Here is a 13828-nt window from a genome sequence, read left to right as displayed (position 1 = left end):
GCGATGACGATACAGGAACAACGGCTCACGCTAACGGCCGACGACGGCCAATCGATCGAAGTCATTTGCTGGCAGGGGCGCACCAAGCCCCGCGCCATCGTCCAGATCGTGCACGGCATGGCCGAGCATTCGATGCGCTACCGGCACGTGGCGGAAGCGCTGGTGGCGGCGGACTACGTGGTCTACGCCAGCGAACATCGCGGCCACGGCATGCTGGCGCGTGAACTCGGCACTTTGGGTGACTTCGGCCCACGCGGCTTCCAGGGGCTGGTCGACGACATGGTGCGCGTGACGCGCCACGCCGAAGACAGCCACCCCGGCCTGCCGATGGTGATGCTGGCGCACAGCATGGGCTCCATGGCCGCGCAGATCTACCTGCTCGACCACGGCGGCTTGCTGGACGCGGTGGCGTTGTCCGGCACCACAGCGCTGGAGCTGCTGGATCCGCGCGTCTCCGGCTGGACGGTCGAAACGGCCAACGCCACGGTGCCGGATGCGCAATCGCCGGTCGATTGGCTGAGCCGCGATCCTGCCGTGCCGGCGGCCTACATCGCCGATCCGCTGTGCGCCTTCCCGCTGACCGAGGCGTCGCTGTTCTCGATCTTCGACACCGGCCTGCGCACTGCGGATCCGGCGCAACTGGCGCGCATGCCCAAGGATCTGCCGATGTACCTGTTCACCGGCGACAGCGATCCGGTCAACGGTATGCTGGCGTGGTTCGATCCGCTGGTGGCGCGGCTGCGCAAGGCGAGCATGCGCGATGTCTCGACCCATGTCTACGGCGGCGCGCGTCATGAGGTACTCAATGAAACCAACCGCGATGAGGTCATCGCCAATTTGCTCGCCTGGCTGGCCAGGGTGACAGGAGAATTATGAAAGACGTGTTTCAACCGAATCTGCTGGCGGGGAAGGCTGCCTTTATCACCGGCGGCGGCAGCGGCATCAACCAGTGCATCGCCGAGCGCATGGCCGCTGCCGGCGCGGCCGTCACCATCGTCGGCCGCGATCTGGCGAAGGCGCAGCGCGCCGCTGCGGCGATCAACGCGGCGGGCGGCAGGGCGATAGGCCTTTCCGCCGACGTGCGCGATTACGACCAGGTCAGCGCGGCGCTGCATCACGCGCAGCGCGAGTTCGGGCGGCTGGATATCGTGGTCGCCGGCGCGGCCGGCAATTTCGTCGCACCGGCGATGGACATGTCGTCCAAGGGCTTCCGTACCGTGATCGATATCGATTTGATCGGGACCTTCAACACCGTACATGCGGCCCACGAATACCTGGCCAAGCCGGGCAGCCTGGTGCTGGCGATATCGGCGGTGCAGTCCACCATGCCGACCGCCACGCAGAGCCACGTCTGCGCCGCCAAGGCCGGCGTGGACATGTTGATGAAAACCCTGGCCGTCGAGTGGGGCGCTCAAGGCATACGCTGCGTCGGCATCGCCCCGGGTCCAGTCGGCGACACCGAGGGCATGCGGCGCCTGGCGCCGGACGGGCAACGGAGCTGGGACCGGCTGCTGGGCAGCATACCTTCCGGCCGCGCCGGCGCGCGCGAGGAGATCGCATCGCTGGCCCTGTTCCTCGCCAGCGGCGCGGCCGACTATATCAACGGCGTAGTGCTGCCCATCGACGGCGGCCAGACGGCGGTAGGCGGCCATGAATTCGGCGCCATGCTGGTCGATTCGTTGCGGCCTCGGAGCACCAGCATTTGAAGCCGCCTGTTTTCGATTGCGATGTGCTGGTGGTCGGTGGCGGCATCAACGGCGCAGGCATCGCGCGCGACGCCGCCGGGCGCGGCCTGTCTGTGCTGCTGTGCGAGAAGGACGACCTGGCGTCGCATACCTCGTCCGCATCCTCCAAGCTGATACACGGCGGCCTGCGCTACCTCCAGTACTACGAATTCGGCCTGGTGCGCAAGGCGCTGATCGAACGCGAAGTGCTGATGCGCTGCGCGCCGCACCTGATAGCGCCGCTGCGCTTCGTGATGCCGCACGCGCCCGGCCTGCGACCCGCGTGGATGCTGCGGGCCGGCCTGTTCCTCTACGACCATCTGGCGCCGCGCAAGCTGTTGGGCGGATCGGAAGGCATCGACCTGCGGCGCCATGCCGCCGGAGCGCCGCTCAAGTCAGCCTACCGGCGCGGCTTTACCTACTTCGACGCCGCCGTCGACGACGCGCGGCTGGTGGTCGCCAACGCCATCGACGCGGCGGAGCGGGGCGCCCGCGTGCTGACGCGCACCGAGTGCCTGACCCTGATGGCCGAGGATGGCCACTGGACGGCCACGCTGCGCGGCACCGACGGCGCTGTGACTGGCGTGCGCGCACGTTGTGTGGTCAACGCCGGAGGCTCGTGGGCGATGAAGCTGCGCCATGGCGCGGTGGGCGCGGCTAAAGGCGGCCTGCGTCTGGTGAAAGGCAGCCATATCGTCGTCAAGCGCCTGTTCCAGCACGATGACGCCTATATTTTCCAGCATGCGGACGGCCGCATCGTGTTCGCCATTCCGTATCAGGGCGAGTACACGCTGATCGGCACCACCGACCTCGATTACGACGGCGACATGGGTAAGGTCGAGATCAGCCCGGAGGAAGTAGCCTACCTGTGCGACTTGAGCAGCACCTACTTCAAACAGCCGGTACGGCCGGCCGATGTGGTGTGGAGCTATGCGGGCGTGCGGCCGCTGGTGGACGACGGCGCAGGCGACGCCAAGGCCGTCACCCGCGACTATCAACTGGTGATGGACGAGAAAGCGGCGCCGTTGCTGTCCGTCTTCGGCGGCAAGATCACCACCTATCGCAAGCTGGCCGAGGAAGCGGTAGACCGCGTGTGCGCCGTCCTTGGCGCGCAGGGCGATGCCTGGACCGCCGGAACTTGCCTGCCGGGCGGCGACATCCACGGCATGCGACCCGATGACCGTTCGGTGGTCGGCTTCGGAGCGTTCGTGCGCGAGGCGCAGCGCCGATACAGCTGGCTGCCTGCACGTGTGATCACGCGCTATGCCCACGCCTACGGCACCCGCATGCACCGCATGCTGGACGGATGCAGCACGCCGGCTTGCATGGGCCGCCAGTTCGCGGCCGACCTGTACGAGCGCGAGGTGCGCTATCTCATCGATGTGGAATGGGCGCGTAGCGCAGACGACGTGCTGTGGCGCCGCACCAAGCTTGGGCTGCACACGCATCCGGAGACCGCTGCGGCGCTGACGGAATGGATGCACCATCATGCGTGATTACATACTGGCGCTGGACCAGGGTACATCCAGTTCGCGCGCGGTGCTGTTCGACCGTGCGGGCCGGATGGCGGGCATGGCGCAGCAGGCGTTCCGGCAGATCTTTCCGCAGCAGGGCTGGGTGGAGCACTGCCCGCAAGAGATCTGGAAATCGCAGTTGACCGTCATGCGGCAGGTGCTGGCGCAGCAGGGCGTGGCGCCATCGCAGCTGGCCGCCATCGGCATCGCCAACCAGCGCGAGACCACCGTGCTGTGGGACCGCGCCACCGGCCTGCCGCTGATGAACGCCGTCGTCTGGCAGGACCGCCGCACCGCCGACTACTGCGAAAGCCTGCGCCGCGACGGGCTGGAACCGTGGGTGGGCGAGAAGACAGGCCTGGTGATCGACGCCTACTTCTCCGCGACGAAGCTGAAGTGGATGCTGGAGCACATACCCGGCGCCCGCAAGCGCGCGGAACGCGGCGAACTGGCTTTCGGCACGGTCGATACCTGGCTGGCCTACAAGCTGACGGGCGCGCACATCACGGATGCGGGCAACGCCTCCCGCACCATGCTGTTCAATCTGCATACCCGCACCTGGGATGCGGATTTGCTGGCACTGTTCGACATACCGCCCGCGCTGCTGCCGCAGGTGGTCGACAGCAGCGGCGTGGCGGCGCATACGCTGCCGGAACTGCTGGGCTGTCCGGTGCCGCTGGCCGGCATCGCGGGCGACCAGCAGGCGGCCACGTTCGGCCAGGCTTGCCACCGTCGCGGCAGCGCCAAGAACACCTTCGGCACCGGCAGCTTCATGCTGATGAACGTCGGCGCCGAGCCGGTGGCGTCGCAGCACAAGCTGTTGTCGACATTGGGCTGGACACGCGGGAAGGAGACCAGCTATCTGTTGGAGGGCAGCGTCTTCATGGCCGGCGCCACGCTGCAATGGCTGCGCGACGGCCTGGGCATCGTCGACGTCGTCGAGCAGATCGACGCACTGGCCGCGACCGTGCCCGATGCCGACGGCGTGATGCTGGTGCCGGCCTTCACCGGCTTGGGTGCGCCGCACTGGGATCCGTTCGCGCGTGGCGCGATCCTTGGTTTGAGCCGAGGCTCAGGCAAAGCCCATATCGCCAGGGCTGCGCTGGAGGGCATCGCCTGCCAGAACGTCGACGTGCTGGCGGCCATCGAGAGCGATGCAGGCATGGCGCTGACCGAGCTGCGGGTGGATGGCGGCGGCTCGCGCAGCGACATGCTGATGCAGCTGCAAGCCGACTTGCTGGGAGTGCCCGTGGTGCGGCCAGTGAACATCGAAACCACAGCCCTCGGCGCGGCGCAACTGGCGGGGCTGGGCGTGGGCTACTGGCAGGGGCTGGACGAGCTGGAATCGCATTGGGTGGTGGAGCGCTGCTTCGAACCGGCCATGGGCCGCGACCAGCGCGAGCAGCAGATGGCCCAGTGGCGGCGGGCCTTGCAACGCGCCGCCGGCTGGCTGGCGCCCTGACGGCTTCAGTTTGCGGGGGCGCTGGTCACGTATTCGAAGATCAGCTCCGCCGTCTCGTCGGGTATGGTCAGGAAGCGCGCGCCGTTGCGGTAACGGCCCTGCGTTCCGATCATGGCGCTGTGCAGCACGATCAGCGTGACTTTGTTCTGGACAGGGCTGCCCGGAAAACTGAAAGTCAGTACATAGGTGCTGTCCACCGGCAGCTGGTGATCGCTGAGGAAGGCCACGCCCATGCGCGAAATGTCTATGATTTGTGCGATAGCGTTGTTTTGGCCATCCATGTCGCTGACGTGGGCATCCACTTGTAGCAGCCGGCGCACATGTTCTCGTCTCGGGTCCATCTATCCATACCAGCGAAAAAACATCAGTATGACAGATTTGGACGGCTACCGAGGCTGAACCTTCAGTGTGTTGGATGCTTGAAACGGACGGATGCAAGCCACTGCCAGCAACGCCGCGATCAATAGCAAACCGCTAGATACCGCCATCGCCTGCTGGATGCCGCCAAGCGCGCGCAGGCTGCCGTCCGCCGCCGCCAGCGCGCCGAACACGGCCACCCCCGCCGCGCCGCCGACCTGGCGCGCGGTGTTCAGCACAGCCGACGCGGTGCCGGCCTGGCGGCGCTCCACGCCGGACAGTATCGAGGTGGTCATCGCCGGCACGGCCAGCCCCATGCCGGCCGGGATCAACGCCAGGCCGGGCAGCATCTGCAGAAAAGTGGCTTCGCTGGATATACCCTGCCAGCCCAGCAGCGCGTAGCCGCTGGCGCCGATCAGGGCGCCCGCTATCATCGGCAGGCGCAAGCCGGTGCGCGGCGCCATCCAGCCGCTGACGATGTTCGACAGGATGAAAGTCGCCGTCAGCGGCAGGAACACGAGCCCCGCATGCAGCACGCTGAAGCCGCGCAGTTTTTGCAGGTAGAAGCTGAGCACAAAGATCACGCCATAGTATGAAAAATTCATCAGCACGCCGAACAGCACGGCGCCGGAGAAGGGCGCGTTGCGGAACAGCGGCAGTGGCAGCATCGGCGCCGCGCTGCGTGCCTCGACACGGATGAACAGCGCACCGGCCACGATGGCGGCGGCAAAACCTGTGCGCACCAGCCAGTGCGTCCAGCCCAGCGATTCGAACTCGATGATGGCACCGATCAGGCCTGTCAGCGCAACGATGGCCAGCAGCTGTCCCGCCAGGTCCAGCGCGCGGTGGGGATCGCGGCCGGCTGCCGCCGGCACCACGCGGCGGGTCAGCCAGAAGCCGGCGATGCAGATGGGGATGTTGACCCAGAAGATGCTGCGCCATCCCGATACCGACAGCAGCAGCCCACCCAGCACCGGCCCGGCCGCGATCGACACGCCGCCCGCCGCGGTCCACCAGGCGATGGCTTTCGCCAGCATGGCCTTGTCGTCCGCATAGGCGGTGTTGAGGATGGCGAGGGAGCTGGGCACCAGCAGCGCGGCGCCGGTGCCTTGCAGCGCGCGGGCGATGTTGAGCACCAGCGCCGTGGGCGCCATCGCGCACGCCAGCGAGGCCGCCGTGAACAATGCAAAGCCGGTCATGAAGATGCGGCGCGAGCCGAATTTGTCCCCCAGCGCGCCGGCGGACAGCAGGAATACGGCGAAGCCCAGCGTGTAGGCGTCCACCACCCACTGCAAGTCCGTCACGCTCGCACCCAGTTCGCGGCCGATCTGCGGCAGGGCCACATTGACGATGGTGACGTCCAGCTGGACGATGATGAAGGCGAAGCTGCAAGCGAGCAGGATGGCCAGGGAGGGGGTGTGGTCGGTTTTCATGACTGCACTATAGGATGGTTTGACTATTTAAAAAAATGAATAATAATGAAGCTATCTATCTCATTTTAAGAATCGACCATGGAACTCTCCGCCCTGCGCATTTTCAAAGCGGTTGCCGAAGAAGGCAGCGTTACGCTGGCCGCCTCGCGGCTGAACCGCGTGCAGTCCAATGTGTCGGCCCGGTTGACGCAGCTGGAGGACTCGCTCGGCGTGGCGCTGTTCCTGCGCTCCGGCCGCAAGCTGCAGATCACCGCCGAGGGTTCGCGGCTGCTGGCCTACGCCGACCGCCTGCTGCAGCTGGCGGACGAGGCGCAGGCCGCCGTGCAGCCGGACCAGAAGCCGTCCGGCCAGTTGCGCATCGGTTCGATGGAGACCACGGCGGCCGCCCGCCTGCCGCACGCGCTGGCCGCGTTCCATCGCAAGCATCCGCATGTGGAGCTGATGCTGGATACCGCGCCGACCGACCAGCTGCTTGAGGGCGTGCTGAAACACCGGCTGGACGTGGCCCTGGTGGCCGGCCCGGTGCCGCACACCGAACTGGCCTGCCTGCCGGCGTTCGAGGAAGAGCTGGTTCTGATCACCTGCCACGACCATCTGCCGGTGGCGTCGCCGCAGGACGTGGCGCGGCGCAATCTGCTGGTGTTCCGTTCCGGCTGTACCTACAGACGCCGTCTGGAAGCCTGGTTCGCCGAGGGCGACGTGGCGCCGGCGCGCGTGTCGGAGTTCGGCACCTACGAAGCGATCCTCGGCTGCGTGGCGGCCGGGATGGGCGTCGCGATCATGCCGAAGGAGATACTCAACCAGCGCAAGCTGGCCAGGACGATACGCCAGCACGCGCTGCCGCCGCATATCACGCAGGTGGAGACCCTGCTGGTGTGGCGCAAGGACGTGCTGCACCACCCGGCCCGCAGCGCCTTCGCGGAAATCCTCGCTTGAAGCCTCGCTCAGCGGCGCGGCAGGTGCGCCACCAGGAAGTCGACAAAGGTGCGTACCCGCAGAGACAGATGGCGCGCGTGCGGGTAGAGGAGGATGAAGGGGCGCGACGTGCCGCCATGCTGCGGCAGCAGTTCGACCAGGTCGCCGCGCTCCAGGTCCTGTTCGACGATGTAGCGGTAGGTCTGTACCAGCCCTGCGCCGGCGCGCGCCAGCGTCACGATACCCAGCACTTCTTCCGAGCAGCATAGGCCGCCGCTGGTCGGCATCTCGGTTTCCACGCCGTCCTGCATGAACAGCCACGGTATGCGGCGGCCGGTGCTGGGCAGTTCGAACTGTATGCATTCATGTTTGGCCAGGTCTTCCAGCTTGCGCGGCTTGCCGTGGCGCTTCAGATAGGCGGGCGACGCCACCAGCACCAGTTCCGCATCCTCCAGCTTGCGCGCGATGAGATTCGAATCGGCCGGCGCGCGGCCGCGTATCGCCAGGTCATAGCCCTCGTCGGCGAAGTCGATATTGCGGTTGCTGATGTGGATGTCCAGCGTGACTTCCGGGTACTTGCGGCGGAACTCACCCAGCAGCGGCAGCAGGCGGTAATGGGCAAACGGTGTCGGCGCGCTGACGCGCAGCATGCCGGCCGGCTTGGCCTGGCTGCCCGTGACCTGGCGCTCCGCGTCCGTCAACTGCGACAGCGCCTGCCGGCATTGTTCGAAGTAGATCCTGCCGCCGTCCGTCAGGCGTATCTGGCGCGTGGTGCGCACGAACAGGCGTACGCCCAGCCTTTCCTCCAGCCTGGCGATGGAGCGGCTCACCGCAGCGGGTGTGACGCTGGCGGCGGCAGCTGCTGCGGTAAAGCTGCCCAGTTCCGCAGCAAAGCAGAACAGCTCTATGCTGCCCAACAGGACATCGTCGAAATAGCGCTTCATATCCGCCTCATTGATTACATTGTGTATCAATTATCTTGCATTGGCATGTGTTTATCAACGCAGGGGTCATAAGTATAGTGATTTTCACCGTAACCCAAAAGGAGAAACACCATGAAAACAGTCATCGTCACCGGCGCATCGAGCGGCATCGGCTTTGCCACCGCAGAGGCTTATATCAAACGCGGCTACAACGTCGTCGGCAACGCCCGCACGCTGGACCGTTTGCAAACGGCGGCCGCCCAGTGGGGCAATCCCGCCAACTTCCTGCCGGTAGCGGGCGATATCGCCGACCCGGCCACCGCCACCTTGCTGTTCGAGCGCGCCGTCGCAGCTTTCGGCCAGGTAGACATCCTGATCAACAACGCCGGCATCTTCATCGCCAAGCCCGTCGGCGACTACACGCAGGACGAGGTCAAGTCCATCGTCGACACCAACCTGATGGGCTTCTTCTATCCGTCGCAAGCGGCGGCGCGGCATATGAGCGCCAACCGTAGCGGACATATCGTCACCATCACCGCCAGCCTTGCGCTGCAGCCGACCGCCAAGGTGCCCGCGCTGCTGCCCATCCTGATCAAGGGCGGCCTGAATAACGCCACGCGTGGTTTGGCGCTTGAACTGGCGGCGTCCAACGTCAAGGTCAACGCGGTCGCTCCCGGCATCATCGATACGCCGATGCACGGCAAGGACGAAGGCACGCGGGTCTTCTTGAAGGGACTGTCGCCTGCCGGGGAAATCGGCGGCGTGCAGGATGTGGTGGACGCGGTGCTGTACCTGACCGAATCCGGTTTTACCAGCGGCGTGGTGCTGCCGGTCGACGGCGGGGCCACCGCCGGCACCTGGTAAGGAGCTGCGCCATGCCCTACGTGAATATCCGCGTTACCAATGAAGGCGTTACGTCAGCCCAGAAGCTGGAGCTGATCGAAGGCGTCACCGATTTGCTCACCCGCGTGTTGAGCAAAGATCCGGCAACCACCTTCGTCATCATCGACGAGGTGGAAACCGATAACTGGGGACTGAACCGAGAGAGCATCACTACCCGCAGGCGGTGCCCCAAGGCTGCGGTATAAAAATCAGGCGGCGTGCTGGATGATGTTCGCGGGCGCACCGGCCGCCACCTGTTCCAGTGCGGAGCGCGATAGCACCACGAAGCCGCGCTGGCCCAGCGAAATCCAGCCGTTGCGCTTCAAGGCGCTGAGCGTGCGGCTGACCGTGGCCGGGGTCAGGCCGAGGTAGTCGCTGATGTCCTGGCGCGACATCGGCAGCGGCGAGTGCATCTCCGGCGATGGCGCTTGCGGCGCCGGTCCCGCGCGCTGCAGCAGGAACATCACGATACGTTGACAGGCGCCGGCGCTGCGCAGGATGGCGGCGGCCAGCTGCTGGCGGTCGATCTCGCGACTGAGCATCGCGCTGAACAGGTCGCAGCTGTAAGGCTCTTCATCCATCAGCTCCGCCAGCTGGCGATACTGCACCACATCGATCAGGCAGTCCGTCAGCGCGAGGGCGGAGGCATGTCGCTGCTGCTCGCCTATGGTGTCGATGCCCATCCAGTCGCCGGGCCGCACGAAATCGATAATGCGATTAACGCCGTCGCCGCAAGGCTGGTACAGCTTGAGATGGCCGCTGCGGACAAAGTGCAGATCGCCGCACACCTCATCCTGCGTGCGGAACAGGTGGGCGCCGCGCGGCACCTGCAGCGAAGTGCCAAGCTGGTACTGGGCGAGGTCCATGACCATCATGCCGCCACCAGCACCGGCGATGGCGTACGGCCCAATGCCAGATGGTGCAGCGTCGGCATGTCCAGCAATTTGATATCGCGGCGGCGCAGTTCGAACAGCGCCCGCTGCTTGAAATTCAACAGCAGCCGGCTCACGCATTCGGCGGTGACGCCCAGGTAGCTGGCGATATCGCAGCGCGACATCGGCAGCCGGAACTGCTCCGGTTCATGGCCGTATTCGGCACGGCGCTGCGACAGCGACAGCAGCAAATCCGCCATGCGCTGTTCGGCCTGGGTGTTGCGCAGCATGAGGGCGGCGCGCTGTTCGCGGCGTATCTCGCGGCTCAACAGCGCGTGCAGGCTGGCGCGCATGACCGGACGGCGACGGCCCTCGAAAGCGTGGCGGTTCCAGTTGATGCTGCATACCTCGCTGTCTTCCAGCGCGACGACCGTATTGGCGTACTGCCGGCTGTCCAGCGCATCCAGGCCGAGGAAGTCCGGCGCCAGCGCGAAGCCGATGATCTGCGCCGGGCCGCACGGCGCGGCGCGCAGCACCTTGAAGCTGCCCTTGCGGATGTTGAAGATATGGTCGCCGACCATGGACCCGGCCTCGTAAAGGCTGGTGTGGCGCTCGATGCGTATGCGCTGGCTGGCGTCCCGGCTGCCTGCGGCGGCGCCCACGCAGGTCATGCGGTGTTCGCATTCGGTGCAGTTATTGCGCTCGTTTGAGATGTTCATGATTTTCTAATCTTTGCTACGATGAGATCATGTTAGAGATGTGTAACTTTAATTTCTTTGATCCAGATCAATTAATTTCTTGATGAAGATCAGTAGTCTCTGCGGACTGATTTGTTAGCAACAAAGGTTTTAGATGAATTACTCCATGAGCGCTTGTGCAACGGCGCCCATCGCCACGGCCGATGCCGACGCCGTCCTGCGCGTGGCTGCAACCGTGTTCGAAGCCGCGCAGGGCATGATGGTGACGGATGCGCGCGGCCGCATCGTGCGCGTCAACCAGGCTTTCGTCCGCATCACCGGCTACAGTGCGGACGAAGTGCTGGGGCAGACGCCGAGGTTATTGAGCTCCGGCCGCCACGTGCCGGGTTTCTATGCGTCGATGTGGGCGGCCATCGCCCGCGACGGCAGCTGGGAAGGGGAGATCTGGAACCGCCGCAAGAACGGCGAGGTCTATCCCGAGCACCTGAGCATCACGGCGGTGCGCAACCGCGATGGCGTCATCATCAACTACGTCGCGGCGCTGACCGACATCACGCTTAGCAAAGCGGCCAACGATGAAATCCGCAGCCTGGCGTTCTACGATCCGTTGACCAGGCTACCCAATCGCCGCCTGCTGCTGGACCGTCTGCGGCAGGTGCTGGCGGCCAGCAGCCAGCATGACAGCCACTGCGCGCTGATGTTCATCGATCTCGATAACTTCAAGACCTTGAACGACACCCTGGGCCACAACGTCGGCGACCAGTTGCTGCAGCAGGTGGCGGAGCGTCTGCAATCGGGCTTGCGCAAGGGCGATACCGTGGCGCGGCTGGGCGGCGACGAGTTCGTGGTGCTGGTCGAAGGCTTGAGCAGCGGTGCGCGGGATGCGGGCGCGGAGGTCGAGGCACTGGGCGCCAAGATACTGGCAACGCTGAACCGGCCCTACGAACTGGGGAAGCATCTGTGCCGCAGCACGCCGAGCATCGGCGTCACATTGTTTCATGGCGCGCTGCCGCCGCATCCGGACGAGCTGCTGATGCAGGCCGATATCGCCATGTACCAGGCCAAGCAGGCCGGCCGCAATGGCATGCGCTTCTTCGACCGGCAGATGCAGGATCGCATCAGCGAACGCGCGCAAATGGAAAACGATCTGCGCCACGCCGTCGAGCGGCACCGGTTTGCGCTGCACTATCAGGTGCAGGTCGACCAGCACGGAAACGCCCGCGGCGCCGAAGCGCTGATACGCTGGGTGCGCGACGACGGCACGATGGTGTCGCCCGCCAGCTTCATTGCGCTGGCGGAGGAAACCGGCCTGATACTGCCGATCGGCAGCTGGGTGCTGGAGACGGCCTGCGCGCAGCTCAAGGCCTGGCAGCAGATGCCGGAGATGGCGCATCTTATCCTGGCGATCAATGTCAGCGCCCAGCAGTTCCATCAAGCGGAGTTCGGCGAGCAGGTGCGCGCGGCGGTGCAGCGGCACGGCATCGATCCGCGCTTGCTGAAACTGGAACTGACCGAGGGCGTTTTGCTGGATAAGATCGAGGACACCATCGCCTGCATGCAGCTGCTCAAGGCGATGGGCGTGCGCTTCGCACTGGACGATTTCGGCACCGGCTACTCGTCGCTGCAATACCTGAAGCGCCTGCCCCTGAACCAGTTGAAGATCGACCAGTCCTTTGTGCGTGACCTGGTCAGCGACAGCAGCGATCAAGCGATCGTGCGCACCATCATCGCGATGGCGCGCAGCCTGCAACTGGACGTGATCGCGGAAGGCGTCGAGACCGAAGCCCAGCGCGCGCTGCTGGAGGAACTGGGCTGCCGGCGTTACCAGGGCTATTTGTTCAGCCGTCCGGTGCCGGAGCCGCAGCTGCGGGCATTGGTTAAGGATTCACCTCGAACAGCAGCAGTTGTATGACCTGGTTCTTGCCGAAGTTATCGTCGGAGATGAGTACAAGGCTGGCGTGGCCGTTGGCCAGCATCGGGCCGAAGGACATGCCTTCCAGGTTGTCGACCGTGGGCAGGTTCAACTGGTTGAGGTCTAGCACCAGCCGCTTTTTCACAGGCTGGTAGCTTGCGCCGTGCAGCGCCGGCAGATGCTGGATGTCGGTGGCGCCGTCGGCATCTATCTCGAACAGTCGCACATAATCCTTGTACTTGCCGTCCGCGCTTTGCACACCGGAGCGCTCCATCACCAGCAGCTTGGTATCGCTGAGCGCGACGATCTCGGAGATGCCATTGTCGGCGTACTTGCCTTTGCCCGGCGCGGCCGGTATGGCGTCCAGCGGATAGGCGAACTGGCCAAGCACCTTGCCGTCACGGGCGAAGTGCGTGATGCGGTTGACCGAGCCCTGTTCCGGCGTGGGGGCCTCGCTGTCCTGGTACATCGGGCCTTCCATCGACACCCACAGCGAACGGCCATTCGGCGCGAAGCTCATGCCTTCGAAACTCAGGTTGTTGCGCGGCCCGGTCTTGTGGTCGGCCGATACGCTGAACATGTCGGGTAGCGGCAGCGTCGATAGATAGCGGCCGTCCCGCGTTGCGTGGCGCACGAAGGGATCGAGGCCCATGCCGGCGTCGCCTTCGCTGGCGTACCAGATGCTGCCGTCCTGCGGGTCGACGCGGATGGTTTCCAGATCCGGCACGACACCGCCACGGGTTTTGTATTCTTCCTTGGACGGATAGGTGCTGCCATCCGGTTGCAGCAGGAACGATACGCCGGTCAGTTCGACGGACTTGAATGCCTGCAGGTCGTAGTCCAGGCGCGCGCGGTAGTAGCGGGCTGGGTTGTTGGCCGACCGGTCATCGCTGATAAGCAGCCATTCGCCGCTGGCTGCGTCGTAGTCGATGCCGGACAGGCCACCGACCATGGTGTCCTGGAACTGCAGGCGCCATGGCAGGCGCTGCTCGCCGATAAAGCGCAGGCTAGCCACGGAATCCGGCGGCGCCTTGGTCGCCGTCATCGGCGCGCAGGCGGCCAACAGAAGCGGGAAGGCGAGCAGCGATATGGCACGGCGCCATATGGGCATTGATGGTTTCATATTCATGCGCGAA

At 65.3% G+C, this 13828-nt stretch carries 14 protein-coding genes; 8 read left to right on the top strand and 6 right to left on the bottom strand.

Annotated features, from left to right (window positions below; all coding sequences use genetic code 11):
- Window positions 1-3: 3 nt before the first annotated feature.
- From GEV01_RS04065 to glpK, 4 genes are read left to right on the top strand one after another with little or no spacing between them, the layout of a single operon-like run.
- Entirely contained in the window at window positions 4-876 is an 873-nt protein-coding gene (locus GEV01_RS04065) for an alpha/beta fold hydrolase (RefSeq protein ID WP_152801881.1), read from the top strand.
- A complete protein-coding gene (locus tag GEV01_RS04060) occupies window positions 873-1706 on the top strand; it encodes an SDR family oxidoreductase (RefSeq protein ID WP_152801879.1) in 834 nt (277 codons plus the stop codon). The genes GEV01_RS04065 and GEV01_RS04060 overlap by 4 nt, the downstream gene beginning before the upstream one ends.
- Window positions 1703-3220: a glycerol-3-phosphate dehydrogenase gene (gene glpD / locus GEV01_RS04055; RefSeq protein WP_152801877.1), complete on the top strand. Its 1518-nt coding sequence runs from the start codon at window positions 1703-1705 to the stop codon at window positions 3218-3220. The genes GEV01_RS04060 and glpD overlap by 4 nt, the downstream gene beginning before the upstream one ends.
- Window positions 3213-4700, top strand: a complete 1488-nt coding sequence (gene glpK / locus GEV01_RS04050) for a glycerol kinase GlpK (protein WP_152801875.1) — start codon at window positions 3213-3215, stop codon at window positions 4698-4700. The genes glpD and glpK overlap by 8 nt, the downstream gene beginning before the upstream one ends.
- A gap of 5 nt (window positions 4701-4705) precedes the next feature.
- On the opposite strand, the gene GEV01_RS04045 is transcribed toward glpK, so the two are convergent.
- Together GEV01_RS04045 and GEV01_RS04040 are read right to left on the bottom strand one after the other, a co-directional pair.
- Window positions 4706-5041, bottom strand: coding sequence for a PilZ domain-containing protein (locus GEV01_RS04045; protein WP_152801873.1), 336 nt, complete (start codon window positions 5039-5041; stop codon window positions 4706-4708).
- A 45-nt stretch (window positions 5042-5086) separates the two neighbouring features.
- A complete protein-coding gene (locus tag GEV01_RS04040) occupies window positions 5087-6490 on the bottom strand; it encodes an MFS transporter (RefSeq protein WP_152801871.1) in 1404 nt (467 codons plus the stop codon).
- 78 nt (window positions 6491-6568) lie between these two features.
- Between GEV01_RS04040 and GEV01_RS04035 the strand changes: the two genes are divergently transcribed.
- Window positions 6569-7426 carry a LysR family transcriptional regulator gene (locus GEV01_RS04035; protein WP_152801869.1) on the top strand — a complete coding sequence of 286 codons (858 nt, stop codon included), beginning with the start codon at window positions 6569-6571 and terminating at the stop codon, window positions 7424-7426.
- An 8-nt stretch (window positions 7427-7434) separates the two neighbouring features.
- Here GEV01_RS04035 and GEV01_RS04030 read toward each other — a convergent pair whose 3' ends face one another.
- Complete coding sequence (locus GEV01_RS04030) at window positions 7435-8349, bottom strand: LysR substrate-binding domain-containing protein (protein WP_152801867.1); 915 nt, start codon at window positions 8347-8349, stop codon at window positions 7435-7437.
- A gap of 111 nt (window positions 8350-8460) precedes the next feature.
- Between GEV01_RS04030 and GEV01_RS04025 the strand changes: the two genes are divergently transcribed.
- Together GEV01_RS04025 and GEV01_RS04020 are read left to right on the top strand one after the other, a co-directional pair.
- A complete protein-coding gene (locus tag GEV01_RS04025; RefSeq protein ID WP_152801865.1) occupies window positions 8461-9192 on the top strand; it encodes an SDR family NAD(P)-dependent oxidoreductase in 732 nt (243 codons plus the stop codon).
- Window positions 9193-9203: 11 nt separating this feature from the next.
- Window positions 9204-9416, top strand: a complete 213-nt coding sequence (locus GEV01_RS04020; protein WP_152801863.1) for a 2-hydroxymuconate tautomerase family protein — start codon at window positions 9204-9206, stop codon at window positions 9414-9416.
- A gap of 3 nt (window positions 9417-9419) precedes the next feature.
- On the opposite strand, the gene GEV01_RS04015 is transcribed toward GEV01_RS04020, so the two are convergent.
- Window positions 9420-10085, bottom strand: a complete 666-nt coding sequence (locus GEV01_RS04015) for a Crp/Fnr family transcriptional regulator (protein WP_152801862.1) — start codon at window positions 10083-10085, stop codon at window positions 9420-9422.
- The gene (locus GEV01_RS04010; RefSeq protein WP_152801860.1) at window positions 10082-10801 is read right to left on the bottom strand and encodes a Crp/Fnr family transcriptional regulator; all 720 of its coding nucleotides are present in this window, start codon (window positions 10799-10801) and stop codon (window positions 10082-10084) included. The genes GEV01_RS04015 and GEV01_RS04010 overlap by 4 nt, the downstream gene beginning before the upstream one ends.
- A gap of 145 nt (window positions 10802-10946) precedes the next feature.
- Between GEV01_RS04010 and GEV01_RS04005 the strand changes: the two genes are divergently transcribed.
- Window positions 10947-12692 (top strand): putative bifunctional diguanylate cyclase/phosphodiesterase, encoded by a 1746-nt coding sequence (locus GEV01_RS04005; RefSeq protein ID WP_235914198.1) that lies wholly within the window; start codon window positions 10947-10949, stop codon window positions 12690-12692.
- On the opposite strand, the gene GEV01_RS04000 is transcribed toward GEV01_RS04005, so the two are convergent.
- Window positions 12658-13803, bottom strand: coding sequence for an esterase-like activity of phytase family protein (locus GEV01_RS04000; RefSeq protein ID WP_152801856.1), 1146 nt, complete (start codon window positions 13801-13803; stop codon window positions 12658-12660). The two genes, GEV01_RS04005 and GEV01_RS04000, sit on opposite strands and share 35 nt — an antisense overlap.
- Between the last annotated feature and the right edge of the window lie 25 nt (window positions 13804-13828).

Source organism: Rugamonas rivuli (assembly GCF_009380165.1).
In the GTDB taxonomy this organism is placed as follows: domain Bacteria; phylum Pseudomonadota; class Gammaproteobacteria; order Burkholderiales; family Burkholderiaceae_D; genus Rugamonas; species Rugamonas rivuli.
Note: the sequence above shows the minus strand (reverse complement) of the source record. Positions and strands in the feature narration are given on the sequence as shown.

What these genes read in the sequence shown, in the direction of transcription:
- GEV01_RS04065 (WP_152801881.1), top strand. Translation starts at nt 4, where the DNA reads ATGACGATACAGGAACAACGGCTCACGCTAACGGCCGACGACGGCCAA.
- GEV01_RS04060 (WP_152801879.1), top strand. Translation starts at nt 873, where the DNA reads ATGAAAGACGTGTTTCAACCGAATCTGCTGGCGGGGAAGGCTGCCTTT.
- glpK (WP_152801875.1), top strand. Translation starts at nt 3,213, where the DNA reads ATGCGTGATTACATACTGGCGCTGGACCAGGGTACATCCAGTTCGCGC.
- GEV01_RS04045 (WP_152801873.1), bottom strand. Translation starts at nt 5,041, where the DNA reads ATGGACCCGAGACGAGAACATGTGCGCCGGCTGCTACAAGTGGATGCC.
- GEV01_RS04040 (WP_152801871.1), bottom strand. Translation starts at nt 6,490, where the DNA reads ATGAAAACCGACCACACCCCCTCCCTGGCCATCCTGCTCGCTTGCAGC.
- GEV01_RS04035 (WP_152801869.1), top strand. Translation starts at nt 6,569, where the DNA reads ATGGAACTCTCCGCCCTGCGCATTTTCAAAGCGGTTGCCGAAGAAGGC.
- GEV01_RS04030 (WP_152801867.1), bottom strand. Translation starts at nt 8,349, where the DNA reads ATGAAGCGCTATTTCGACGATGTCCTGTTGGGCAGCATAGAGCTGTTC.
- GEV01_RS04025 (WP_152801865.1), top strand. Translation starts at nt 8,461, where the DNA reads ATGAAAACAGTCATCGTCACCGGCGCATCGAGCGGCATCGGCTTTGCC.
- GEV01_RS04020 (WP_152801863.1), top strand. Translation starts at nt 9,204, where the DNA reads ATGCCCTACGTGAATATCCGCGTTACCAATGAAGGCGTTACGTCAGCC.
- GEV01_RS04015 (WP_152801862.1), bottom strand. Translation starts at nt 10,085, where the DNA reads ATGATGGTCATGGACCTCGCCCAGTACCAGCTTGGCACTTCGCTGCAG.
- GEV01_RS04010 (WP_152801860.1), bottom strand. Translation starts at nt 10,801, where the DNA reads ATGAACATCTCAAACGAGCGCAATAACTGCACCGAATGCGAACACCGC.
- GEV01_RS04005 (WP_235914198.1), top strand. Translation starts at nt 10,947, where the DNA reads ATGAGCGCTTGTGCAACGGCGCCCATCGCCACGGCCGATGCCGACGCC.
- GEV01_RS04000 (WP_152801856.1), bottom strand. Translation starts at nt 13,803, where the DNA reads ATGCCCATATGGCGCCGTGCCATATCGCTGCTCGCCTTCCCGCTTCTG.